The organism is Roseibium sp. (assembly GCF_050301095.1).
GTDB lineage: Bacteria > Pseudomonadota > Alphaproteobacteria > Rhizobiales > Stappiaceae > Roseibium.
This window is the reverse complement of sequence record NZ_JBNKYW010000067.1, coordinates 1-24565: the sequence shown is the minus strand read 5'-3', so window position 1 is coordinate 24565 and position 24565 is coordinate 1. Positions and strand designations below refer to the sequence as shown.

The following is a 24565-nucleotide window of genomic DNA, read 5'->3' as shown; positions in this document are numbered from 1 at the left end:
AGGACATGGGTCCACCGCGTTCGTAATGTCAGGTTATTCGCCGCGAAGGGCCTGTGACGGTTCACTTGGATAAACCGCCGCCCGGCCCCCTCCCGCAGGGGGGAGGGGCGGGGGTAACGGGGAGGCGGAACGAGCAACCGTCTCCCCGAAAGGTCTGGGTCTTTAGGAGCCCGAACCGCCGCACTTGCCGGTCTTGACGTTGAAGTTGCCGCAAGACATCGGAGCGCGCCAATCGGAGATCAGGTCCTTGGAGCCTTCCAGATAGTCGGACCAGGCATCGCCCACGACGAGGCCGGAGGTTTCCCAGACTGTCTCGAACTGACCGTCTTCCTGGATTTCACCGATCAATACCGGTTTGGTGATGTGGTGGTTCGGCATCATTGCGGACATGCCGCCGGTCAGGTTCGGCACGCTGACGCCGACGATGGAGTCGATGACCGCGTCCGGATCGGTGGTGCCGGCTTTCTTGACGGCCTCGACCCACATGTTGAAGCCGATGTAATGGGCTTCCATCGGGTCGTTGGTCACCCGGTTTTCGTCGCCGATGAAGGCGTGCCAGGCGTCGATGAACTCGGCGTTGACATCCGTGTCGGCGGACTGGAAGTAGTTCCAGGCGGCGAGGTGGCCGACGAGCGGAGCGGTGTCGAGACCGGCGAGTTCTTCCTCACCCACGGAGAAAGCGACGACCGGAATGTCTTCCGCCTTGATGCCGGCGTTGCCCAGTTCCTTGTAGAAGGGAACATTGGCGTCGCCGTTGATGGTGGAGACGACGGCGGTCTTCTTGCCGGCGGACCCGAATGCCTTGATGTCGGAGACGATCGTCTGCCAGTCGGAATGTCCGAACGGCGTGTAGTTGATCATGATGTCTTCTTCGGCGACGCCCTTGGACTTGAGATAAGCTTCCAGGATCTTGTTGGTCGTGCGCGGATAGACATAGTCGGTGCCCGCCAGGACCCAGCGCTCGACGCCTTCCTCGTTCATCAGGTAGTCGACGGCCGGAATGGCCTGCTGATTGGGAGCCGCACCCGTATAGAAGACGTTCCGCTGGGATTCTTCCCCTTCGTACTGTACCGGATAGAAGAGCACCGAGTTCAGCTCCTCGAAGACCGGCAGGACGGACTTTCTGGACACGGACGTCCAGCAGCCGAAGACCGCGTCGACTTTGTTCACTTCGATCAACTCACGGGCCTTTTCGGCAAAGAGCGGCCAGTCGGAGGCCGGGTCAACAACCACGGCTTCGAGTTTCTTGCCGAGCAGGCCACCCTTCTTGTTCTGCTCGTCGATGAGCATCAGCATGGCATCTTTCAGCGTCGTTTCGGAAATCGCCATCGTGCCGGAGAGCGAGTGCAGGATACCGACCTTGATGGTGTCCTCGTCGGCGGCGGCTCCACCGATCATCGTGGAGGCCAGAAGGCCGGCCAGAGCGAATTTTGAAAGCGTGTTTTTCATGGTTGTTCCCCTTTTTTGACGTCACGGGCCCGGTTCGATGTCTGGGCCGGTAATCTGCGGCCGGAAGGATCGCCGCTGTCGGGGAAGGATCGTGCGCTGAAATCTTCGCGCTGCAACATACGTCAATTGACGTAAGCCGGGAGCCACCCGTCAGAACCAGCATGGGCGCAAACGGCACGAAACCTGCTGAAAGGAGGGGCAGACACGAAAATTGGGCGGAAAAATACGGAACGATGCGCAAGGCTTGCCGAATAAATAGGCGTATGCCGGATTTTTGGGCGCTTCTGCCCGGGAAGCTGGTCCGCGCATGATCGCCCGTCAGCGCATCCTGCCGGTCCGGCGCCGGTACAACAAATGGGTCAACAACCAGACCCTGGAAGACTATGCGCTGCGCTTCACCGCCAAGAGCGCCCGCCGCTTTTCCTCACGCGCCATTTCCCAGACCGCCATCGGCGCGATCTCCTTTCTGGCGCTGGAAGCGATCGGTGGCGCGATCACGCTTTCGCATGGAACCGCCAATGCGTTTCTTGCCATTCTTGCCGGCTCCCTGGTGTTGCTCCTGATTGGCCTGCCGATCAGCCGCTATGCAATGCGCTACGGTGTCGATATCGACCTTCTGACGCGTGGCGCGGGCTTCGGCTATATCGGCTCCACCATCACCTCGCTGATCTATGCCAGTTTCACCTTCATCCTCTTTGCCATCGAAGCCTCGATCATGTCGGGAGCGCTGGAGTTTGCCTTCGGCGTGCCTCTCTGGATCGGATATGTCATCAGCGCTGTTGCCGTCATCCCGCTGGTGACCCACGGCATCACCTGGATCAGCCGCTTTCAGATCGCCACGCAGCCCTTCTGGATCGTGCTGAATATCCTGCCCTTCATCTTCATCGCCTTCACCGACTGGCAGGCCGTCGGCAACTGGCTGAGTTTTTCCGGAATAGATCCTCTGACGAGCCTTGCGCGTGACCCGGCCACCGGCTGGGAGGGCGTCAACCTGATCAGCTTTGGGGCGGCTTCCGCCGTTATCCTGGCCCTGATGGCCCAGATCGGCGAACAGGTCGACTTCCTAAGGTTTCTGCCTGCGCAGGATGGTACCCCCCGCCGGCACCGGCTGGCCCTGTTTCTGGCCGGGCCCGGATGGGTGGTCCTGGGTGCACCGAAGATGCTGGCGGGTTCTTTCCTGGCCGTGCTCGTACTCTCTCACGGCGTTCCGGTCGAGCACGCCGACGACCCCTCACGCATGTATGCGGTGGCCTTCGGCTACATGATTCCGAACGAGACCATGGTTCTTGTCCTGATGGCGGCCTTTGTCGTCGTGGCCCAGCTCAAGATCAACGTGATGAACGCCTATGCGGGTTCGCTCGCCTGGTCGAACTTCTTCTCGAGGCTTACCCACTCCCATCCGGGCCGGGTGGTCTGGCTTGTCTTCAACGTCAGCATCGCGCTGCTCCTGATGGAACTTGGCATCTACCGCCTGCTGGAGGAAACGCTTGGTGTCTTTTCCATCATCGCCATGGCCTGGTTGTCGGCGATTTCTGCGGATCTCTTCATCAACAAGCCGCTCGGCCTGTCGCCGCCGGGGATCGAGTTCAAGCGCGCTCATCTTTACGACATCAATCCGGTCGGCACGGGCGCGATGTTCCTTGCAACCGGCCTGGCCTTGGCCGCGCATTTCGGTACCTTTGGAGAAACGGCAGCGGCGCTGGCGACCTTCCTGGCCATGGCCGTCGCCGTCATCGCCGCACCACTCATCGCCCTTGCCACGAAGGGGCGGTTTTCCCTTGCCCGCAAGCCGCGCCTCGGCTGGCAGGCGAAGGACAGGATTGCCTGCTCCATCTGCGAAAATCCGTTCGAGCCGGAGGACATGGCCTATTGCCCGGCCTACCAGGCGCCGATCTGTTCTCTCTGCTGCTCGCTCGACGCCCGCTGCCACGATTCCTGCAAACCCAAGGCAAGGCTTGTCCATCAGGTCGGTACGGTGGCCGGTTATGTGCTGCCCGGGCATGTTCTTGAGTATTTCAGCTCGCGGCTCGGCCGCTATGCGCTGACCTCCGCCTTTTCCATTGCCGGCATCGGGCTTGTTCTGTGGATCATTTACGCGCAGGCGGCCAGCCGCTTGGGCGATCCGACCGGCATCATCGCCCAGACCGTCGCTCTTATCTTTTTCGTCTTTGCCATCGTGGCCGGCATTGCCTCCTGGTTTCTGGTACTCGCCCATGACACGAGACTGGTCGCCGAAGAGGAGTCTGCCCGCCAGAATGCGCTGCTGCAGAAGGAAATCGACGCCCACGGCGTGACGGATGCTGCACTCCAGAAAGCCAAGGAGGATGCGGAAGCGGCGAACCTTGCCAAGAGCCGCTATGTCGTCGGTCTCAGCCATGAACTGCGGACGCCGCTCAATGCGGTGATGGGCTATGCCCAGATCCTGGAACGGGACGAAAGCCTGCCGGAAGCCCGCCGGCCCGCCGTCTCCACCATCCGCCGGAGCGCGGAACATCTCTCCGGGCTGATCGACGGCTTGCTGGACATCTCCCGGATCGAGGCCGGCCGGCTGCAGGTCTATTCCGACGAAATCAACATCCACGAGTTTCTGGATCAGATCGTCGACATGTTCCGCATGCAGGCCTCCGCCAAGGGCATCGGCTTTGATTATTGGCGGGCAGGCAATCTTCCGGTCTTTGTCAGAACCGACGAAAAGCGCCTTCGGCAGATCCTGGTGAACCTTCTGTCGAACGCCATCAAGTTCACTGATGAAGGCTCTGTGTCTCTCACCGTCAAATATGGCTCCCAGGTGGCCAGTTTCGTGGTTGCCGACAGCGGGCCGGGGATCGCGCTGGAGGAGCAAAAGAAGATCTTCGAACCCTTCGGCCGCAGCAAGGCCGCAAACGGCGCGGGCATGCCGGGCCTCGGCCTCGGTCTGACGATCACCAAACTCCTGACGGAAACCATGGGCGGCGGTATCGCCCTTGCCAGCGAACCGGGCAAGGGCGCCTCCTTCGAAGTGCGCCTGATGCTGTCGGCGGTCGATCGCCCGGTGGACACCGTCCGTCTGGAACAGCAGGTAAGGGGCTACGACGGGCCAAGGCTGACGATAGCGGTGGTCGACGACAATACGGAACATCGTGGACTGGTTCGCGACATCCTTGCCCCGCTCGGTTTCAATGTTCTTGAGGCGGAAAACGGCGCTGCTTGCCTTGAGCGCGTCCGGGAACTCAAACCGGATCTCTACCTCGTCGACATCCTGATGCCCGGCATGAGCGGCTGGAGCCTTGCGGAGAAGCTGCGGGCCAGCGGGGAAACGGCGCCGATCGTCATGCTGTCGGCCAACATCGGCGACACCTCCTTGCGTCCGGACGGCCCGGTACATCACAACGCCACCCTGGCAAAGCCCTTTGCCATCGGCCAGCTACTCGATCTGATCCAGAAACTGACGGGCGTGGTGTGGACGGAAAGGCTGGCGGTGCAGAAGCCGGACAAGGAGATGAGCAAACCGCTTCGTTCTCCCGGACCGGATCACGTTGCCGACCTGATTTCGCTGGCTGAAATCGGCTATGTCGAAGGCATTGAGGCCAAGCTGAACGAGCTGGCGGGAGCTCCGGAGAACAAGCCCCTGATCGACACCCTGAACGGTCATCTCCAGCGGTTCGACTTCAAGGCCTACAAAGAAGTTTTAAGCGGATTGGAAACACATGAAGGATGAACGCCGCGATACTGTTCTGGTGGTCGACGACAGCCCGGAAACACTCGGCTTCGTGACGGAAGCCTTGAAAAAGACTGGCATCGCCGTGCTGGTCGCGACCAGCGGCGAGGCGGCACTTTCGATCTGTGAGAAGGTAACGCCGGACACGATCCTCATGGATGCGGTGATGCCAGGGCTGGATGGTTTCGAGACCTGCCGGCAGATCAAGGATAATCCGGCGCTCCGGCATGTTCCGGTCATCTTCATGACGGGGCTTTCGGAAACCGAGCATATCGTCAAGGCGCTGGAGTCCGGCGGCGTCGACTTCCTGACCAAGCCGATCGATGTCGACGAATTGAAGGCCAGGATCAAGGTTCACCTGAAAAACGCCCGCTCCGTGCAAAGCGCCCACGTGGCGCTGGACGCCGCCGGCCGGCATCTGGTTGCGGTAACACAGGAAGGCACCGTCCTGTGGTCGACGCCGCAGATTCAGCACCTGCTGGCCCGGACCGGAGCGGCGGAAACCAGCCTTTTCCGGCTTGGGCGGGCACTCGGTGACTGGCTGGACGGGCAACATATCGGTGAAGGCAGACCCCGCAGCTTCATGCTGGGTTTGTCTGAAGAGCTTGCCGTGCAGCTGCACCCGCTCGGCCGGGTCGGACCGGATGAAAATCTCTTCCGGGTGACTGCCGAGGACGAGGCAGGGCAGATCGGGGCGTTGCAGAAAACCTTTGAGTTGACCCAGCGCGAAGCGGAAGTCCTGATCTGGATCTCCAAGGGCAAGGCCAACAAGGACATCGGCGAGATCCTGGGGCTTTCGCCGCGCACGGTGAACAAGCACCTGGAGCAGATCTTCGTCAAACTCGGTGTCGAAAACCGCGCTTCCGCCGCCGTCCGTGCAGCCGAAGTCATCTATGCGTTCTGACTGACTGGATGCAGGGCGGGGCCAAATGCGGGCAAGCGTAGCGGCCTTGCTCGACAAGCGGGCAATCTTGAATTATGCATACGTTAAATTGCTATCCTCCGCATGAGGCGGCAATTCAAACCGGTTCTGCCAGCCGGATGATGGGGGAAATCAAGGGGCAAGTGGCATGACAGGATTTCGGAACACGCGGCGCCCGACGCTGCTGCCGGATCAGATCGCGGCCGACATCATGCAAAAGATTGCCGATGGCGAACTCGTCCCCGGCGACACGCTTCCGACCGAGCACGGCCTTGCGGAAACTTTCGGGGTCAGCCGCAACGTTGTGCGTGAGGCGATTGCCAGGCTGCGTTCAGACGGCGCGATCGAGACGCGTCAGGGCAGGGGGACAGTCGTAAGGCCGGTTTCGGAACGTGAGACCTTCCGGGTCGACACCCACTCGCTCGGCAAGTCGTGCAATCTTGCGGACCTGTTCGAATTGCGCGGTCTTCTGGAAGTCGAGGCGGCGGGACTTGCCGCGGAACGGCGCGGCAGTGAGGACCTGGAAAACCTGCACGCCAGCCACGCGCGGCTGGCCGCGCACGGGCAAGTCGACGGCCAATACCTGGCAGCGGGTGCGGCATTTCACCGGGCACTCGGCAAAGCGAGCGGCAACGCCTACCTGATGGCGCTGATCGGTTACATATCCTCTCGACTCGTGGAAACGACGAGCAACACTGCAATCTCGCACTCGGGTGAGGAACATGCGGATAGGATTGCCCGCGAACATCGCGATATCCTGCAAGCCGTCGAGGCAGGGGACAAGGCCGCCGCCCGTGCCGCCATGGCAGCGCATATTCAACATGCCCGGGAACGGCAAAAGGTGCCTGAAAAGCAGGGGCGTTAACCCGTATCCTGTTGTGTCCTTCCCGGGAAGCCATGGCGGGGGCCAGCGGCGTACGGCAAGCCCGGCTACTGCCAGATCGTCTCCGCGCCATTCTCAAGCACATGGACGATGCCCTGCGGCTCCCCCAGGCGCAGGATCTGATGGTCGTCAAGTCCGAGACATATCCCGCGGATCACCTTTCCGATCTGCCCGTGAGCAACGGCGATGGTAGGACGGGTGAGGCCTGCCAGCCAGCGGGCCGCACGGTCACGCATTTGTAGCAGGGTCTCCCCACCCGGCGCGCCGAAGTACCAGTCGTAGTCCGGCTTTCCCGCCATATGTCCCGGATACCTCGCAACCATCTCCGGTTTGGTCAGCCCGCTCAAGTCTCCAAGATCGATTTCCTTGAGCAGATCCTCTTCGGCGGGGGTGAAGTCGAAATGCTTCTGAATGTGCCTGGAGGTTTCGACAGTTCTTCCGAGCGGGCTCACCATCTGGTCGTAACCGGCGGCGGAACCGAGTTGCCGCGCCAGGATTTTCCCGAGCGATTCAGCCTGTGCCCGGCCTTTTGCGGTCAGGGGAGAGTTCAGGCGGCCCTGTGCGCGTCCGGCCAGGTTCCATTCGGTTTCACCGTGGCGCATGAAGAGAATTTTCGGATGGTTCATTTTGTATTCTGTTGTTTACCGGGCTTTTTCGGGGCCTGCGATCTGATCGCGGGTCCTTTGATTGTCAGTTAGGGGAGGGGCGCCGGGCTGCGGTCCGGCGTCCCGTTTCAGGCCGCAGCCACCTTTTCCAGGAAGCTGGTCACAGTGGTCTGGATGCGCGTTGCCTGACGGTTCAGATCTTCGGAGGCCTCGAGAACCGCGCCTGCCGATTTCTTGGTCTCCACAACGGCATGTGACAGCGACCCCATATCTTCCACGACCTCTTTCGTGCTTGACGAGGCCATCGCGGCATTGCGGGCGATTTCCTGCGTCGCGTATCCCTGCTGCTCGACGGGGGCGGCGATGGAGTTGGTACACCTCGTGACGTCCTGGATCGTCTCGACGATTTCGCCGATGGCTGCAACCGTTTCCGATGCCGATCCCTGGATTGCGGAAATCTGCGAAGCAATCTCCTCCGTTGCCTTTGCCGTCTGATTGGCCAGCGACTTGACCTCCGCAGCGACAACCGCGAACCCCTTGCCGGCTTCTCCGGCACGAGCCGCCTCGATCGTGGCATTCAGGGCGAGAAGGTTGGTTTGACCGGCGATTTCTGAAATCAGGGAGACAATGCCTTCAATGCCCTGCGCCGTTTCCGCAAGTTCCGTGATCTTGCTGCTGGTCAGGCCGGCTTTTTCCGCCGCCCGGCTGACGATCCCGGTCGCCGTTTCCACCTGACGCGTGATTTCGGAGATGGAGGCCGTCATTTCTTCCGTGGCGGCGGCAACGGTCTGCACGTTGCCGGAAGCGCCTTCCGAAGACTGGGCAGCATTGTCGGTCCTGGCGGCCGCCGCCGTGGAGGTGTCCGAGACGGAGCGCGCGGTCTCCTGCATCTTCTCCGCGTTTTCGGCAAGGCTTTTCAGAACGTCCTGCATTTCCAGTTGAAACCCGGAGATCAGGACATCGACCTGATGCTGCCGTTCTTCCCGCCTGCGTTCGTTCTGCGTTCTTTCCACACTGAGACGGCGGTTTTCCTGCAGGCTGTCCCGGAAAACGAGGAGCGCCTTGCGCAGTTGTCCCACTTCGTCGCCACTGGTCCGGCCCTTGATGTCAACATCCTCGTCGCCGTTCGCAAGTTGGAGCGTTATGCCTGTCAGATGCTTGATGGGCCGCCCGACAGACAACCACAGGAAAGTTGCAGCAACTCCTGCAAATATCAGCGCAAGTGTGGAAGTGCCCGGAAGCAGGACGTTAGCGCTTTGAACGGTCTTCGTGGCTTCAAGCTCGATCATGGCGTTCAGCGAGGCGACCGCTTCGGCAAATCGCGCTTCTGCATCGTCTGCGGTGGCAATGGCGTCATCAAATGCTTGCAATGCGCCTGAAAGCTCGGAAAACGCTTTTTCAAGTGTATCGATTGCCTGGTTCGCCGCGACAGCCCGTGCTCCCGTCAGCGTTTTCGACAAGCTTTTCTGCTGCATTTGCTTCAGCCGATCGATGCTGGCAAGAAGCTGATTTCCGGTGATATCGGATTTTTCCGCCAGAAACTTCCAGAACAATGCTGAGAGTGATCGGGTCTCCGTTGAAAAGGCCTCGCCGGTTCGCGCTTCCTCTGCTGCGGTTTGCGCAAGCCCTTCGGTTGCCGCCATCTGTCCGCGCACCGACTTGAAGTCCTTGGTGAGGGAAGTCAGCACAAGGTCAGTAGACACCGACACATCGTCAAGCAGTTGAGACAACCGGGGTCTTTCGGCTTCGAACCTTGAGAAATCCTTCTGCACGGACGCCAGAAGCGTTCGCATCTGATCCACGCCTGCAGCCAGGTTTCCTGTGGCATTCCCACCGCTTTCTTCCGGAGTCAGTTTGCGGGCGAGGAGATAGAGTTTGCCGAAGGACTTGGTCAGGAGCTTAAAACGATCCGGGGATGGGGTCGCCATGACATGGGCGAAATCCAGTTTGAGTTGGGTCGTTTGCACGTCTGCCTGTCCTGCGATGCGCATCAGTTCGTTCGCCGCCTCTTCCAGCCGCCGCTGATCACTCAATCTTGTGACAAGGTCCTGTTCTTGCTGAGCGGCTTCCTTCACCAGATCACGTCCGATCGACACCAAATTGTCGAGGGCGGACTGCATTTCGACGCGTTCCAGCCGAATTATTCCCTCTGATACCACCAGACCGTCAAATGCGGACGTAAAGGACTGCATGCTGTCTTTGGCCGTTCCCAGGATGCCTGCATCGCCTTCCAGTTCCGCCAGAGCTGCATTGATTTGCTTGATATTGATGCGGATCTTGTCGACGTCCGCGCCATCGCCGGTATCGACAAAGTGTGCCTTCAGCCGGTTCAGTTCCGACATGGAGTTCAACGCGGCGTTGGTAGTGTGTGCGGTGTTGATCGCGTGCCCCATTTGCGACGTGCTGAAATACCCGACGCCGGCCACGGCTAGGGTCAGGACGACGGCAACGGCCATGCAAAGGGCCAGCTTTACGGAAATGGGCAGATTGGTGGCGGCTTTCATGTTTCCCCCATGGTCGAGTGTCAGTGTTCCACTGAACTCCATGCCGCCACAGGAGTGCTTCATGGCAAGCTAGCAAGGAGGCCTTACCGAAGTCTTTAAAGGGCGGAGGGTTCGGGCAAGAGATTGAAAATTAATTGCAATCGCTCTTTCTGATACATTTGACGCCCCAAAACTTCCCGTCTGAACAGGTAACGTGCGAACAAATAGCCCGTGAACCGAAGTTCACGGGCCCCGGACCCGGAAACCCGCCGCAGTATTCGTTCCTTTTCAGCGCGACGGTGGCGGCCGTCAGGCTGAAATCGGATTACGAAGTGCCCTGTGTTCCCGGGACCGGAATTGCAAGCAGGCGGCCGGTGTCCGGCCACCTCTGGGGACTTACAGCAAGACCGCGTTTTGCGTGTTGACGCTCATTTTCACTTCCATGCCTGGCTCGTACCAATCCACACCACCGACATGTTTCTGGTCGATGATGAGCTGGCTGCCCGCGGCCTCTACGAGGTAACGGGTCTGGCTGCCTAGGAACTCGCGGTGCTTGACCTTTCCGGAAATAAGGTCCGCGCCGCCTTCTCCGTTGACGATCTCGATGTTCTGCGGCCGCAGGACTATCGAGGAACCATCCGACCCGTTGGCCTTGAGGTGCAGGACCTCGCCGGAACTGATGGTGAAGGTGTCGCCCGTCTCTCCACGTTGCAGCGTTCCGTCGATGATGTTGGCGGTCCCCAGGAACTTTGCGACGAAGAGGTTTGCAGGGTTGTCGTAGAGTTCCTGAGGCGTGCCCATCTGCTGGATGACACCACCATCGAGAACAGCCATCCGGTCCGCCGTGGTGTTTGCCTCTTCCTGGTCGTGGGTGACGAAGATCGTCGTCAACCCGAGCTTGCGCTGAAGCGACAGCAACTCGCGGCGCATCTGGATGCGCAGGCTGGCATCGAGGTTGGAAAGCGGCTCATCGAGCAGAAGCACGTCCGGCTCGATGACCACCGTGCGGGCGAGTGCCACGCGCTGCTGCTGTCCGCCGGACAATTGCGACGGCATGCGGTCGGCCAGGTGTTGCAAGCCGACCAGCTCGAGCGCGGCTTCCACGCGGTCATCGATCTGCCAGCGCGGCACCTTCCGCTCTTCCAGTCCGAAGGCGACATTTGCCCGGACGGACATGTGCGGCCACAGTGCATAGGACTGGAACACCATGCCGACGTTGCGTTTCCAGGGCGGCAGTTTGGCAATGTCGCGGCCACCGATCAGGATCCGCCCGCCGGGCGTTGGTCCGAAGCCGGCGATGGCACGCAACAGGGTCGATTTCCCCGAGCCCGATGGTCCCAGGAAGGCGTAGAATTCGCCCGGTTCGATCACCATGTTCACACCGCGCAAGACCTCCGTCGCGCCAAAGGAAAGGTGCAGGTCCTCGATCCGTATTTCGACTGCATTTCTAGTCATGGGTGACACTTTCTCGTAACTGGTCATCTCAGTGGGAGGCACGGACCTCTGCCTTGCGGGCACGGTCCTTTTCGATGATGCGGTTCGACAGATAGGTTCCAAGGCCGACGATCACGACCGCCAGAATGCCGAGCGCGGCTCCGGCGCCGCGGCCGGACGGGCTTTGCATGTAAAGGTAGATGCCGTAGGAAAGCGGCGAGTCTTCACTGCTGGAAACCAGCATGATCGTTGCCGAAAGCTCAACGGCCGCCGTTGCAAAGCTGGTCACGAAACCCGCCAGGATCCCGCCGGTCATCAGCGGTACAACGATCCGGCGAATGGACCTGCTCTTGGTTGCTCCAAGGCTTTCTGCCGCTTCTTCCAGCGACAGGCTGACCTGCTGAAGCGCCGCCATGCAGGCTCGAAGGGCATAAGGCAGGCGCCGGACCGTCAGGGCGATCACGATGATGACCCACCAGGACGCCAGCGGCTTGCCGACCAGCGGTACCTCGAAGCTGTGGAACAGCCGCAGGTAACCGATGCCGAGCACGACGCCGGGAACCGCAAGCGCGGCCGTTGCCATGTAGTCGAGCATCTTGCGCCCAGCCAGTCCGGTTCTCAGAACGATATAGGCAATGGCCGTGCCCAGAATGATGTCGAAAGTTGCCGCAAAGCCCGCGTAGACAAGCGTGTTGATCACATATTGCAGGGACTGCTCGAACACCGTTGCGAAGTTGGCGAGCGTGTAGCCGTCAGGCAGCGGGCTGAAGGACCAGATCGTGCCGAAGGCCAGCAGGGTCAGGCCGAAGTGCGGAGACAGGACCAGCAGCAGGATGAAGACGACGACGCCATAGGCGAGGATCTTCTCTCCGCGTGCCAGGTCCCTGCGCGCAAGTCCGCCACCGCCCTTTTGGACCGTGGAATAGTCCTTGCCCTTCATGAACAGGAAGGAAGCCCAGAGCGAGAACACGGAAAACGCGACCAGGATGAAGGAAATCACGTAGCCCATCGGATCGCTGATGCCGACGGACGAGATACGCAGATAGGCCTGCGGTGCCAGCATGTTGTTGACGTTGAGCAGCAGTGGCGTTCCCAGGTCGTCGAAGACCTTGATGAAGACCAGCGCCGCACCTGCAATATAGCCCGGCATTGCCAGCGGAAAGACGATCCGCCGGAACAGCCGCAACCCGTTGCATCCGAGGTTTTGCGCCGATTCCTCCATCGACTTGTCGATGTTGCGAAGGGCCGCCGACAGGTTGATCAGGATGAACGGGAAATAATGCAGGGACTGCACGAAGATAACGCCGTTCAGGCCTTCCATGAAGGGGATCTTGAACCCGAGATACTGGTTGAGAAGCAGGTTGACGGTGCCGTTGCGACCGAAAAGCAGTTGCATCGCAATCGCGCCGACGAAGGGCGGCATGATCAGCGGAATGACGCCGATGCTCTGGATCAGCGCGCTGCCGCCGAAATTGAACCGGGTGGTGATATAGGCAAGCGGCAGGGCCAGGAAGGTGGCCACGACGACCGACATGGCGGAAACGTAGAACGAGTTCACGAAGGAACTGCGAAACAGCGACGACCTGAAGAAATCGCCGAAGTTCTGAAGCGTCAAGGCGCCGGTGTTCGGGTCCTGAAATGCGACATAGGTCACCTTCAGAACAGGCAGTATCAGGAACCCCAGTAGAAACAGGGCGATGACGACACCGACCATGGCGGTACCGGACAACTCCGGGAAAAGGCGCCATTGCCGTTGCGGCGCTGTCGCTGCGTTGCTCACAGTCATTTTTGATGGACTCCGGGAAAAGGCTGCCGCACCAGGACACAGGGTCACTGGGCACCGGTGCCCGGTGCGGCGAGTTGGCGGAATTTATTGTTGTCGTTAGAGAGCAGCTGCCTTGTCGGCCAGTTCCTTGGCCTTGGCGTAGTTTTCGACGACGATTGCGTCCCATTGCTGCTCGATTTCCGCCTGGCGTCCCTCGATCACGTCGGACGCCTTCTTGCGCTTCTTCTGGAAGATCCCGGCAAAGTCCGGATCAAGGCTTTGCGCCTCGGTGATCGGAGTGGCTTCGATGAGGGCCCTGGCTTCCTTCAGAAGGGATTTGGCTTCTGCATTGTCCTTGCCTGCCTGCGCAATCTCGGCCAGCTGAACAGCGCGGACGGCATCCTGGAGTTCGTTGAGGCGATAGGTAACCATCACATCGAACAGGGAATTGACCACGTTGTAGCGCTGCTTCGACTTGTCGGCGTCGAAGTTGACCGATGCCTTGACGTCATCACCTTCAAACGGATTGGGGATGCCTTCAGGCGCGTTTGCATAGGCCTCCGGATTGACAGGCAGACGCATGATCGCCGGATTGAAGAGAACCTGCTGCCCTTCCGGCGACAGCACGAATTCGATGAAGGCTTTTGCCCCTTCCGGGTTCGGAGCGTTCGCAACGACGCCGATGTTGGCCGGAACGACCGCGGTCACGGACGGATAGGCAAACTCGACCGGGAAACCGGATGCGCGGGAGGAAAAGCCGAAGAAATCGATGACCACACCCAGGCCGAAATTACCGGAGTTGACCCCGTCCGGAACGCCGAAGCTGCGCTCCGTGACCGTGTTCATGTTGCCGGAGATCCACTTCCAGTCGGACCAGCCCTTTTCCCAGCCGGCGCCCTGCAACAGGGTTTCGACGGTAAGGTGGGTCGTCCCGGAGCGCGACGGTGCGGACATGCCCACATGACCGAAGTATTCCGGCTTGGCGAGATCTGACCATTCCCTGGCCGGCTCCAGCTCGTTTGCCTGCAGGTAGCGGGTATTCCACATGATGCCGTAACCGGAGGCGGCAAAGCCGTAGTAGTAACCGTCCGGATCGTTGATGGGATAGGTGCCGATCTTTTCCGGAATGCCGTCGGACGTGATGTCGACCTTGGCCAGGAGGTTATTGCCTTTCAGGACTTCAAAGGCATCCGGGGCCGACGCCCACATGATGTCCGAAGTGTTGTTGCCGGCGGTTTCCTGAATATATTTGACCGCCGCCGAGGTTCCCTTGCTCAGGATCTCCAGTTCATAATCAAGATTGGAGGCCGCAAAAGCGGCTTCGAATGCGTCGGTCAGTTCCTTCGGAAAGGATGTGACGACCGTGACCTTTTCGGCGGCATGAAGCGTGCTTGCCGACATCAAGAGTCCAAGTGCCGTCAGGCTCAGTAATTTCCTCATCTGAATATGTCTCCTCCACTTTGAGGCAAGGTTCGAGCCCTTGCCCATTCAGCGGAGAAAACGCTATCATCAGCTAAAAATATCGGTCAAATTATTGAATTTATTGTATTTTTCGGGTCAAAAGTGACACGCGGCAGTGTCAATTATGACCCGTCTTCGTCGGCAAGCCCGCAACTCCGGAGCCGCAGGTAGAGTCGCTTGCGCGGGATTCCGAGAAGGTCCGCGGCCTCCGCCTTCCGGCCCCCCGTCTGCAGCAGGGCGTTTTGCAGCAACCGGGTTTCGAACGCGGACATTGCTGCGTCGTAGCCCTGGGCAGTATCGGCAACTGCACCCGTACCGACTTTCAAATCCGTGTCGAGCCCGATGACAAGTCTTGCCGCGATGTTGCGGATTTCCCTGACGTTGCCCGGCCAGTCGTAGGTGAGCAACTGCTTGCGTTGGCGCGATGACAGTTTCGGGCGCGGCAGGCCGTGGTTTTCCGCCGCAATTTCCAGGAAGTGTTCCATCAGGTCGATCACGTCTTCCCCGCGGTCCCGGACAGGAGGCAGCGCGAGACCCGCGACATTCATCCGGTGATAAAGATCGCTCCTGAGGCGGCCGTCCTGCACCAGGTCCGCCGGATTGGTCTTGACGCCGGCGATGACACGTATATCGACGGCAACGGGATCACCGCCGCCAAGCCTGGTGATCTTGCGTTCCTCCAGCACGCGCAAAAAGCGGGTCTGAAGGGCATTGGGCATGGAATCGAGCTCATCCAGGTAAATGGTTCCGCCATGAGCCCGTTCGATCCGTCCCGGAAAGGTGCCGTTTTCGGTTTCAAAACCGAACAGCTCACGGTCGATGTCCGTCTCCGTCACCGCGCCGCAGTTGATCGTGACGAGCGGACCGGCTGCCCGGGCGGAGAGTTCGTGCAGGCATCGGGCGGTCAGGTCCTTGCCGGTGCCGGTTTCCCCGTGCAGAAGGACATCGACGTTCAGCGGGCCGATGCGTGTGATCGTTCCGCGCAGGTCCTCCATGACCTGCGACCCGCCGATGAGCCGCTTCTGGGGATCCCGGATCCGCTGGACCTTCCGGCGCAGGGCCAGGTTCTCAAGCTGCAGCCTGCGCTTTTCCAAAGCCCGGCGCGCCGTGTCGATCAGGTGCTGCGGTTCGGTCGGCTTCTCGATGAAATCATAGGCGTTGTTCTTCATCGCCTGGATTGCGGTCTTGACGTCGCTGTGGGCCGTGATGACGATGAAGGGCACCTGCGGGGCGTTCTGCTGGATCAGGCGCAGAAATTCCAGGCCGGTGCGTCCCGGCATCCGGATATCGCTGATGACGATCCCGTTCCAGTTCGGTTCGATCCGGTCCGCGATTACATTCGCGTTCGCATAGCTGCGGACTTCGAAACCCGCCAGCTCGAGGGTTTCCTGCATTGCCTCCAGCAGATCCGCATCGTCGTCGACGAGAATGATCTCGCCCGTCTCAAGCCGAGTGCTCAATCTCCATAACCTTTTTCTTTGCCGCGCTAGGCAGCCTCAAGCGGACAGTGACCCCGCCAAGGTCGTTTTCGGCAAGTTCCAGATGCCCGCCCATGTCCTGCATGATGTTGAAGGAGATCGTCAAGCCGAGGCCGAGGCCCTTGCCGACTTCCTTGGTGGTGACGAAGGGGTCCGTCAGATGGGCCGGCGCTTGCCCCTGCAGTCCGATGCCGTCGTCGGAGATGACGATGATCGCGTCCGTTTGCGACAGCTCAGCCTCCACCCGGATATGCCCGCCACCGGCTTCCTTCATGTCGATCGCATCGATCGCATTTCCGATCACGTTGATCAGAACCTGTTCCAGCAGCACCGGATCGGCAAGCACGGCAAGGGCCTTGGCGTCATCGGTGACGGACAGACGGACCGAACTCGTTTCCAGGCGCCTTTCGAACAGCGATACGACCGGTTCGAGGGCCTGCGTGAGGGCAATGTCCTTTACGGCATAATCCGACCGGCGGGCGATGCCGTTCAAATGCTTGATGACGCGGGACATGCGGTCGGCAAGGTTCTCGACGACTTCCACCTTTGTTTCGACAGCATCGCTCTTGCCCTTGGCAAGCAGCAGGCGGAGGTTGTGCAGGTGGTGTTTCATGGCGGCGAGCGGCTGGTTCAGCTCGTGGCTGATGCCCGCCGACATCTGGCCGAGAGCCGCCAGCTTGCCGGCCTGCACAAGTTCGCGCTGTGTCAGTTTCAGCTTGTCGTAGGCGCGCCGCCGCTCCTCTATCTCCTTTTGCAGGCTCTCGTGCGTCTTGTTCAGTTCCACCACCGACGACCTGAAGATTTCCGTCGCCGCCCCCATGCGGGCGATCTCGTCATTGCCCCGTGTCGGGATGGGGGTCGACAGATTTCCTTGCGCGATTTCGATGAGGGCTTCCGCCAGCCGGTGCAGCCGGGCAACGATCTGGTTGCGGACGTAGAACAAAAGGATACCGGCACAGATGACGCCGCAAATGACCGTTGCAACGGCCAGAAGCAAGGAAGCGATGCGCAGTCTTTCTGCGGCCTGGTTGGCAAAGCTTAGCGCCGCGACGCGCCGTTCCCTGCCCAGTTCCACCAGGGCAGCCTGGAGGTCTGCGACCGCCGCCTGGGCAGCGCTCAGATCGGTGAGCGCCTGCTGCTGAAGCACGATCCGGTCACGCGAACCGGCAAAGACACCCGGATCGTCATGGGCGAAGGACTGCAGCTGCTCCAGCGATGACAGGAGTGTTTCGGTATCCGCCTTTTGAGGAACTTCAGCGAGCATCAGCTGGAGGTTGTCGAGAGCGTCGAAATTCAGCTCCTCCAGCTGACCGAGTTTTTCGGCGGTGTCCACAAAGAGCGCCTGCAGCAGGAACGTGATGGCCGTGGCGCTGCTCGCGCCAATGGTCTGCATCTGTTCGCGCAGCCGGGTTTCCTGACGCATGATCGCGGCGGCAGCGACACGGTCGGCACGCGATTGCGAGCGAACCATTTTCGAAGACAGGCTGTCGATGTTGAAGGACAGGTCCTGCAGGCGCGCGGCAACTTCGGTCTGGATGTCGATCTGCAGCCACCGAAGTTCCACCTGATATCGTTCCAGGGTCTTGTTGTTGCTTTGCAGATTGCGCGATTTCTGCAGGAAGGATTGCAGCTTCGCGCTCAGGTTCTCCTTCGCCTCGATTATCTGTTCCGTGTTGCGGGTATCGGCCAGGAGGTTCGTGTTCAGAAGAGTCGAAATGCCCCGGCTGGCGGCCTCGACGTCTTCCTGCATGCTCTTGTGATCGCGCTTTTGCGTCTGCGCGGCGATTTCCGTCGCGATGACCGCAAGCCTGGTGCCGTATTCGGAGAGTTCCGAGGCCAGGGCAATCTCGGGAATGCTTTTTTCAGTGATTTCCCTGAAGTCGCTGCGAGCCTGGGTGAAGAAGACAACCCCGATTGCCAGAATGACCCAGGTGAACGCCGCGATCGTCAGGATGGACAGCAGCAACCGGAGCCAGATCGTGCCGTGCCAGCGGCCGGTTCCCCTAGTCATGCAGGCTCACGGCGTTGCGCACGTTTTCCTCGAGTTCGGACAGCAACCGGTCGACGTCCGCCAGTTGCTCCTTGGCAGCAAGGCGCCAGGTCGCCGGGCTCCATTCCTTTGCCGCTCCCGACACGGTGGTCCCGCCGTCTGACTGAACCTTTCTTGCCTGTTCAGAGCGGACCGCATCGATCTCCGAGACTGGCAGCTGATTGAGTTTCTTCTTGATCTTTATCAGTGTGGGAACAAGGTCGGAAGGAACCTCCCGGCTGAGCTGGTCCAACCGGCGCAGCAGGTTCCTGCGCTGCACAAGGTTTCTGGTGATGAAAATGTCGAACAGGTCGTTGACGGCCAGATAACGGGTTTCGGCGAGGTCGGGATCATAGGTCGACCAGCTGAATTTCAGGGCAGCCTGGACTTCCCGGGGAAGGAGGTCCAATGACCTTTCGCGCACGGCAGCGTCCACGGGGATGCGCCTGATGTCCGAGCGGGTCAGCAATTCCTGGGAGGGTTTGCCGAGCAGGTGGTCGATGAAGAGGCGGGCCTCCTCCTGGGCCGGACCCTCCTTCAGGACCGCGATCCGGGCAGGGGCCATCATGACCGGCTGGCCGTAACGGAACCGCACCCCGTCTCCGGCTTCGGTCAGGGCAAGAAAATCGATGGAGAGGCCGACGTCGAAGCGGCCGCGCTTCAGCCCCTCTATCACACTGAAACTGCGGGCCGTGATGGTCTTGAGATTGCCGGACAGTTCCAGAATGTATTGCCAGCCCCGGTCCCAGCCCCGGTCCTGAAGAATGACCTCAAGCAGCATGTGCGTGGAGCCCGAACGCGCGGGATGCGACATCGCCACCTTGTCCTGAAAGCGCCGGTCGAGCAGATCGTTCCAGGTCGCCGGAGGCCGTCCGTCAAAACTCTCCAGCCAGCACCAGCCGACACCGGACAGGGCAAAATCGGCATAGGTGGCTCCATCCGTTCCGCCGCTGGTACGCGGGCCCAGCTTGCCCGACTTCTCCAGAAGCGAGAACGCCTCCGGAGACGATGACCAGAACAGGTCGAAGCCACGCGGATTGTCCAGGAGGATCTCCTTTACGGAGGCAACCGTGTTCTTGTTCAGAATCGTGACATTGATCGCGGGGTATTTTTTCGAGAAGTCCTCGACAAAAGGCTTGGTGAAGTAATCGGGAAAAGACGTCAGAACACGCAGGTCTCGCGCCGTTGCAGCGTCGCGGGAAGCAAGCGCCGTCAGCAAAGCGATGAAAACCACCGCAAGATAAGCCGGTATTTTCCGTAATCCTGTCGAGCCTGACATCCAGTTCCGCCTCATTTGGGCGAACCTTATATCAGAAGTCCGAAAACCACCGCAAAACATTGTGCTCTCATCAGGCGCACTGCCCGCGCTCCCGGGAAGGGACGGCTGGCGGACCGGCAAGTGTCCGTCAATATCGACTCGTTTTCTGAATGTCTCGAGCGTCGCAGGTTCTGGCAATCCGATGACCGGAATTTGGGCATCGGATGACAAATTTGCTCATGAGTTAGTCATAAGCAATCAAAAAATGATTAAAAAACAATCTATTATAACAAAAAAAATTATTTATTTGATATTATATTCCGGCTGGGTACTCTTCTGGTCACCATACGGAACCTGAAAGGAGGCCTCATGACGGCGCAATTCAAGCTGGGTCTTTTGACACCCTCATCCAACACCATCATGGAGCCGCAGTCGGCTGCGGTCGTGGCTGATCTTGAGAACGTTTCGGTGCACTTCGGCCGTTTCCGGGTGACAGAAATTTCCATGAGCGACAACGCGCTCGGGCAGTTCAAGTTCGAGCCGCAACTGGCCGCCGCCGACTTGCTGGCCGACGCCAAGGTGGACGTGATCGCCTGGAGCGGCACCTCGGGAAGCTGGATCGGCACGGACAATGACAAGGAGCTCTGCCGGCTGATCACCGAACGCACCGGTGTGCCCGCCACGACGTCGACCCTTGCCCTTTTTGCGGCCTTCGAAGCCCTGAACGTGCGCCGCTACGGGCTGGTCACGCCCTATCTTTCGGAAGTCCAGGAAGCGATCCTGCGCAACTTCAAGGAAGCGGGCTACGACTGCACCGCCGAGCGTCATCTGGAAGACAAGGGCAACTACTCCTTCGCCGAATACAGCGAGGAAACAATTGCCGAAATGGTGCGCGCCACCGCGGGATCAAAACCGGATGCCATCGCCATTCAATGCACGAACTTCAACGGCACGCGGATCGCGCCGCAGCTTGAGCGCACGCTCGGGATCCCGGTGCTCGACAGCGTGTCCTTCACGATCTGGCACAGCATGAAACTGGGCGGGTTCGACCCGCGCCAGGTCAAGGGATGGGGTCGCCTGTTCCAGGAGGGCGGCGACTGACGCCCTCCTGTTCCGGGCCCCCTTAAGGCCGACAAAGAAGCGGCCGGTCAACAACTCTTTCCAACATCACAACCAGGAGATGATGATGAGAAAAGCCTTCCATTTGGTCACGGCCGTGGCCTTCATGTTCGGCGCGGGTGGCGCCATGGCGGAGACCTACAATCTGAAGGTTCTCGGCCAGCCGGTGGCCACCGGGCTCATTCAGAAAAACGTCGAACAGCCGTTTTTCGAGAACTTCGCGGAACGCAGCGGGATCGATGCCAAGACGGATTACAAGCCGCTGGACGTCACCGGCATCAAGGACACCGAAGAACTGCGGATCCTGAAGTCCAAGCTGTTCGATATCGTTTCCCTGCGCATGTCGCAAGTTTCCAGGGACGAGCCGACCATACTCGGTCTCGATCTGGTCGGTCTGAACCCGGACTATGAAACCGGCCGCAAGACGGTTGCCGCCTTCGAGAGCGTCGTCGACAAGCAGCTTCAGGCAAAATTCAACACCAAGCTGCTGGGCGTCTGGCCCTTCGGTCCGCAAGTCCTCTTCTGCAAGCCGGAAATCGGCCAGCTCGGCGACCTGAAGGGCAAAAAGGTGCGGGTCTATGACCAGAACCTGGCCAACTTCGTCTCTTCCGTCGGCGGAACACCGGTGCCGATCGGCTTCCCGGACGTACATCAGTCCCTGGCCCGAGGCGTGGTGGACTGTGCCATTACCGGACCGAGCTCGGCCAACTCCGCAGGCTGGCCCGAGGTCACGAATTACATGTTGCCGGTCGCCTTCCAGCTGGCGCTGAACGGGTACGGAATCAACCTCGATACCTACAATTCCATGACACCGGAAGACCAGCAGAAGCTCGAGGCAGCATTCGATTCACTGGTCGACGAGATCTGGGAATACTCCGAGGAGCTGTTCGACGATGCCGTGCGCTGCAATGTCGGTGAGGAGCCCTGCAAAACGGTCAAGAAATATGACCTGAAGATGGTTCCGATCAGCGATGCCGACCGGACGATCATCGGTAACGCCGTGAGCGAGGTTTCCTTCCCGGCCTGGGCCGAGGTCTGCGATGCGCAGAACGCCACCTGCTCGGCCGACTGGAAGACCGCCTTGGGCATTGCCAACTGACCGGACTACGGAAGGCGGCACAGCCGCCTTCCGACCCGGCGGGAAAGGAACCCCCAAATGGAATACCTCGCACAGCTGGCCAGCCGCCTGTTCGGCATTGCGCTGGTCGCGCTTTCGGCCTTCGTGTCCATCGAAACATTGGCTCGCAAACTGTTCAATTTCTCCTTCGAGGGCGCAGACGAACTCGGCGGATATGTGCTTGCGGTCGGCTCGAGCCTGGCCTTCGCGGTGGCACTGGTCGATCGCGCGCATATCCGGATCGATGTGCTGCACGCCCGCTTTCCGGCACGCTTGCAGGCCGTCATGGACTGGATCTCGATTGTCTCGATCGCGCTCTTCGGGCTTTTCATTCTCTATGTCGGACGCATCGTCATTCTGGACACGCTCAGCTACGGCAGCACCGCGCCGACACCCTGGGCAACACCGCTCATCTATCCGCAGGCCGCCTGGTATGGCGCGCTTGGTCTGTTCGCGATCTCGGCAATCTGGCTTGCCGGCAAGGCGACCGGACTGGTGCTGACAGGCCGCCTCGACAAGGTGTCGGAAGCTTTCCATCCAAAGGGAGCCATTGAGGAGCTCGAGGAGGAGATGAGCGACCTCGAACGCCGCTGACGGCAACCGCCGGAGCAATGCACGGCGGCAGACAATCCGGGAAAGGGATAATAATGGGAATCGGATCGGTATTTGTCGGCTTCTTCAGCATGATGGGCCTGCTGCTCTTGAGCTTCCCCATAGCGGTCATCATGGTGGTCCTGGGCGTGATCGGAGGGGTCCTGCTTTACGGGTGGCCCTTGTTGAACTCCATGGGGCCGGTGATCTGGGGTGTTCAGAACGAAAACATTCTGACGGCGATACCGCTGTTCATCCTGCTCGGCGAGCTGTTGCTGCGCAGCGGCATCGCCGACCGCATGTACGGCACGCTGGCGCTCTGGCTCGGGCGGTTGCCCGGTGGTCTTCTGCACACCAATATTGGCTGTTGCTCCCTGTTCGCCGCGACTTCCGGGTCGTCGGTGGCAACGGCCGCGACTGTCGGCACCGTGGCGCTGCCGGCCCTCAAGAGCCGGGGCTACGGCGCCCGTCAGGCGCTGGGGTCTCTGGCCGCAGGCGGCACGCTCGGCATTCTGATCCCCCCGAGCGTCAACCTGCTGATCTACGGCTCGCTAGCCAATGAATCGATCGGACGGCTGTTCATCGCCGGAATTGTTCCCGGCATCGCGCTGACCCTCGTCTTCATGCTCTATATCGCGATTGAATCGAAGATTTTTCCGGGCGGGAACGGCCATGCCGAGCACAAGGCGCCGCTGTCCGAGCGCATCGCCTCCCTGGTGCATCTTGTGCCTCCGGCGGTGATTTTCTCCATCGTCATGGGATCGATCTACTTCGGTATTGCCACGCCGACGGAATCCGCCGCTCTTGGCGTCGTCACCGCGCTCGCCTTTGCATGGCGGGAGGGCAAGCTGAGCCTCGAGTTCTTCGATCACTGTTTCCGGCAGACCGCCAAGACAACCGGCATGATCCTGCTGATCATCACGGCGGCCTTCATGCTGAACGTCACTCTGGCCCTTGGCGGGATCGCCCAGACGATGACGTCCTGGGTGGCCTCCTTCGGCCTCTCGCCGGCGGCCCTTCTGATGGCCCTGATCGTCTTCTACCTGTTCCTGGGCATGTTCATGGACGTCTTGTCGATGCAGGTGCTGACCATTCCGGTGGCCCTGCCGATCGTGACCGCAGTCGGTATCGATCCGATCTGGTTCGGCATCTTCATCGTGCTGATGTGCGAGCTCGGAATGATCACGCCGCCCGTGGGGATGAACCTCTACGTGGTGCAGGGCGTGCGCAAGGACGGCGGGCCGTTCCGTGACGTGGTCTACGGCGCGATCCCCTACGCCCTGATCATGATCCTGTTCACCCTTCTTCTGATCGCAATGCCGGAACTGGTGCTGTGGTTGCCGAACTCGATGATGGGACACTGAGCCATGACAGGTGAAACCTGGCGTCTCGGCGCCTCGGAGTTGAGCCGCGCCTATCGTGCGGGCAAGACCAATCCGGTCGAAGTCGTCGATCAGCTTCTAAGCCGGATCGAGAAGCTCAACCCCGGCCTCAACGCCTATGTCGCCTTGGCGCCGGATCTGTCGGCGCAGGCGGAAGAGAGCGCGGCGCGGCTCAAGCGCGGTGCGCAGCTCTCTCCCCTGGATGGGGTTCCGATTGCCCTGAAGGACAATCTCGTGATGCGCGGACTGCCCGCGACCTGGGGAAGTGACGTGTTCACGGCTGTCCGGGAAACCGACGAATTGCCGGTCCGGCGTCTGCGCAACGCCGGCGCTATTCTGGTCGGCAAGACCAATTGTCCCGAGTTTGCCGTCGAAGGCTACACCGCCAACCGGAAGTTCGGTGTCACGGGCAACCCATGGAACCCGCAACTGACGCCCGGGGGATCTTCGGGCGGCGCGGTGGCCGCGGTTGCCGCAGGTCTGGCCACGGCGGCCCTCGGTACAGACGGTGGCGGCTCCATCCGGCGCCCTGCCGGATACACCGGCCTCTACGGACTGAAGCCGACCATCGGGGCCATACCGCGTGACGGCGGCCTGCCGCAGGTTCTGCTCGACTTCGAAGTGGTCGGTCCGCTGACCCGCACGGCAGGCGACTTGCGGCTGATCTTCGATGTTCTGGCGGGTCCTGACCGGTTGGACCCACGCTCACGCGCGGCCGGACCTGCCGACACGGCAGGAGACGGGCTGAAGGTTCTTTATGTCGAACAGTTCGGGGACAATCCCTGCGACGCGGAAATCCGGGCTTCTGCCCGGGCGGCTGCGGACTTGCTGTCGTCGCTTGGACATGAAGTCACTCCAGGTCCGCTGCCGCTGGACCTGGACCCGATCAACC

At 60.5% G+C, this 24565-nt stretch carries 17 protein-coding genes; 8 read left to right on the top strand and 9 right to left on the bottom strand.

Features of this window, described 5'->3' with window-relative positions:
• Positions 1-162: 162 nt before the first annotated feature.
• Positions 163-1449 (bottom strand): urea ABC transporter substrate-binding protein, encoded by a 1287-nt coding sequence (gene urtA, locus ACQY7U_RS06370; protein ID WP_428642954.1) that lies wholly within the window; start codon positions 1447-1449, stop codon positions 163-165.
• 307 nt (positions 1450-1756) lie between these two features.
• Here urtA and ACQY7U_RS06365 point away from each other — a divergent pair, with 307 nt between their 5' ends.
• The 3 genes from ACQY7U_RS06365 to ACQY7U_RS06355 all read left to right on the top strand — a co-directional run bounded on the left by ACQY7U_RS06365 (position 1757) and on the right by ACQY7U_RS06355 (position 6933).
• Positions 1757-5146, top strand: coding sequence for a hybrid sensor histidine kinase/response regulator (locus ACQY7U_RS06365; RefSeq protein ID WP_428642953.1), 3390 nt, complete (start codon positions 1757-1759; stop codon positions 5144-5146).
• Positions 5136-6050: a response regulator gene (locus ACQY7U_RS06360; protein ID WP_428642952.1), complete on the top strand. Its 915-nt coding sequence runs from the start codon at positions 5136-5138 to the stop codon at positions 6048-6050. The genes ACQY7U_RS06365 and ACQY7U_RS06360 overlap by 11 nt, the downstream gene beginning before the upstream one ends.
• Before the next feature lie 166 nt (positions 6051-6216).
• Positions 6217-6933 (top strand): FadR/GntR family transcriptional regulator, encoded by a 717-nt coding sequence (locus tag ACQY7U_RS06355; RefSeq protein ID WP_428642950.1) that lies wholly within the window; start codon positions 6217-6219, stop codon positions 6931-6933.
• Positions 6934-6998: 65 nt separating this feature from the next.
• On the opposite strand, the gene ACQY7U_RS06350 is transcribed toward ACQY7U_RS06355, so the two are convergent.
• The 8 genes from ACQY7U_RS06350 to ACQY7U_RS06315 all read right to left on the bottom strand — a co-directional run bounded on the left by ACQY7U_RS06350 (position 6999) and on the right by ACQY7U_RS06315 (position 19485).
• Entirely contained in the window at positions 6999-7577 is a 579-nt protein-coding gene (locus tag ACQY7U_RS06350) for a histidine phosphatase family protein (protein WP_428642948.1), read from the bottom strand.
• A 107-nt stretch (positions 7578-7684) separates the two neighbouring features.
• A complete protein-coding gene (locus ACQY7U_RS06345; protein WP_428642947.1) occupies positions 7685-10123 on the bottom strand; it encodes a methyl-accepting chemotaxis protein in 2439 nt (812 codons plus the stop codon).
• A 312-nt stretch (positions 10124-10435) separates the two neighbouring features.
• Positions 10436-11494 (bottom strand): ABC transporter ATP-binding protein, encoded by a 1059-nt coding sequence (locus tag ACQY7U_RS06340; protein ID WP_428642945.1) that lies wholly within the window; start codon positions 11492-11494, stop codon positions 10436-10438.
• Between the two features lie 28 nt (positions 11495-11522).
• A complete protein-coding gene (locus ACQY7U_RS06335; RefSeq protein ID WP_428642955.1) occupies positions 11523-13187 on the bottom strand; it encodes an ABC transporter permease in 1665 nt (554 codons plus the stop codon).
• A 168-nt stretch (positions 13188-13355) separates the two neighbouring features.
• Positions 13356-14678 carry an ABC transporter substrate-binding protein gene (locus ACQY7U_RS06330; RefSeq protein ID WP_428642944.1) on the bottom strand — a complete coding sequence of 441 codons (1323 nt, stop codon included), beginning with the start codon at positions 14676-14678 and terminating at the stop codon, positions 13356-13358.
• 143 nt (positions 14679-14821) lie between these two features.
• On the bottom strand, positions 14822-16159 hold the full coding sequence (locus ACQY7U_RS06325) for a sigma-54-dependent transcriptional regulator (protein WP_428642943.1): 1338 nt from the start codon (positions 16157-16159) through the stop codon (positions 14822-14824).
• On the bottom strand, positions 16143-18188 hold the full coding sequence (locus tag ACQY7U_RS06320; RefSeq protein WP_428642942.1) for an ATP-binding protein: 2046 nt from the start codon (positions 18186-18188) through the stop codon (positions 16143-16145). Before ACQY7U_RS06320 ends, ACQY7U_RS06325 begins: the two co-directional genes overlap by 17 nt.
• The gene (locus tag ACQY7U_RS06315; RefSeq protein ID WP_428642941.1) at positions 18181-19485 is read right to left on the bottom strand and encodes an ABC transporter substrate-binding protein; all 1305 of its coding nucleotides are present in this window, start codon (positions 19483-19485) and stop codon (positions 18181-18183) included. The genes ACQY7U_RS06320 and ACQY7U_RS06315 overlap by 8 nt, the downstream gene beginning before the upstream one ends.
• A 348-nt stretch (positions 19486-19833) precedes the next feature.
• Here ACQY7U_RS06315 and ACQY7U_RS06310 point away from each other — a divergent pair, with 348 nt between their 5' ends.
• From ACQY7U_RS06310 to ACQY7U_RS06290, 5 genes are all read left to right on the top strand, one after another.
• Positions 19834-20565, top strand: a complete 732-nt coding sequence (locus ACQY7U_RS06310) for a maleate cis-trans isomerase family protein (protein ID WP_428642940.1) — start codon at positions 19834-19836, stop codon at positions 20563-20565.
• Between the two features lie 85 nt (positions 20566-20650).
• Complete coding sequence (locus ACQY7U_RS06305) at positions 20651-21682, top strand: TRAP transporter substrate-binding protein (RefSeq protein WP_428642938.1); 1032 nt, start codon at positions 20651-20653, stop codon at positions 21680-21682.
• A gap of 57 nt (positions 21683-21739) precedes the next feature.
• Positions 21740-22294 (top strand): TRAP transporter small permease subunit, encoded by a 555-nt coding sequence (locus ACQY7U_RS06300; RefSeq protein WP_428642937.1) that lies wholly within the window; start codon positions 21740-21742, stop codon positions 22292-22294.
• Positions 22295-22347: 53 nt separating this feature from the next.
• Positions 22348-23655, top strand: coding sequence for a TRAP transporter large permease (locus tag ACQY7U_RS06295; RefSeq protein ID WP_428642935.1), 1308 nt, complete (start codon positions 22348-22350; stop codon positions 23653-23655).
• Between the two features lie 3 nt (positions 23656-23658).
• Positions 23659-24565: amidase (locus ACQY7U_RS06290; RefSeq protein WP_428642934.1), on the top strand; the 907-nt coding region annotated here is incomplete at its 3' end.

Coding starts and splice junctions, on each gene's coding strand:
- ACQY7U_RS06295 (WP_428642935.1), top strand. CDS start 22,348: ATGGGAATCGGATCGGTATTTGTCGGCTTCTTCAGCATGATGGGCCTG.
- ACQY7U_RS06335 (WP_428642955.1), bottom strand. CDS start 13,187: ATGGTCGGTGTCGTCATCGCCCTGTTTCTACTGGGGTTCCTGATACTG.
- ACQY7U_RS06345 (WP_428642947.1), bottom strand. CDS start 10,123: ATGAAGCACTCCTGTGGCGGCATGGAGTTCAGTGGAACACTGACACTC.
- ACQY7U_RS06360 (WP_428642952.1), top strand. CDS start 5,136: ATGAAGGATGAACGCCGCGATACTGTTCTGGTGGTCGACGACAGCCCG.
- ACQY7U_RS06300 (WP_428642937.1), top strand. CDS start 21,740: ATGGAATACCTCGCACAGCTGGCCAGCCGCCTGTTCGGCATTGCGCTG.
- ACQY7U_RS06320 (WP_428642942.1), bottom strand. CDS start 18,188: ATGACTAGGGGAACCGGCCGCTGGCACGGCACGATCTGGCTCCGGTTG.
- ACQY7U_RS06315 (WP_428642941.1), bottom strand. CDS start 19,485: ATGTCAGGCTCGACAGGATTACGGAAAATACCGGCTTATCTTGCGGTG.
- ACQY7U_RS06305 (WP_428642938.1), top strand. CDS start 20,651: ATGAGAAAAGCCTTCCATTTGGTCACGGCCGTGGCCTTCATGTTCGGC.
- urtA (WP_428642954.1), bottom strand. CDS start 1,449: ATGAAAAACACGCTTTCAAAATTCGCTCTGGCCGGCCTTCTGGCCTCC.
- ACQY7U_RS06330 (WP_428642944.1), bottom strand. CDS start 14,678: ATGAGGAAATTACTGAGCCTGACGGCACTTGGACTCTTGATGTCGGCA.
- ACQY7U_RS06340 (WP_428642945.1), bottom strand. CDS start 11,494: ATGACTAGAAATGCAGTCGAAATACGGATCGAGGACCTGCACCTTTCC.
- ACQY7U_RS06310 (WP_428642940.1), top strand. CDS start 19,834: ATGACGGCGCAATTCAAGCTGGGTCTTTTGACACCCTCATCCAACACC.
- ACQY7U_RS06355 (WP_428642950.1), top strand. CDS start 6,217: ATGACAGGATTTCGGAACACGCGGCGCCCGACGCTGCTGCCGGATCAG.
- ACQY7U_RS06350 (WP_428642948.1), bottom strand. CDS start 7,577: ATGAACCATCCGAAAATTCTCTTCATGCGCCACGGTGAAACCGAATGG.
- ACQY7U_RS06365 (WP_428642953.1), top strand. CDS start 1,757: ATGATCGCCCGTCAGCGCATCCTGCCGGTCCGGCGCCGGTACAACAAA.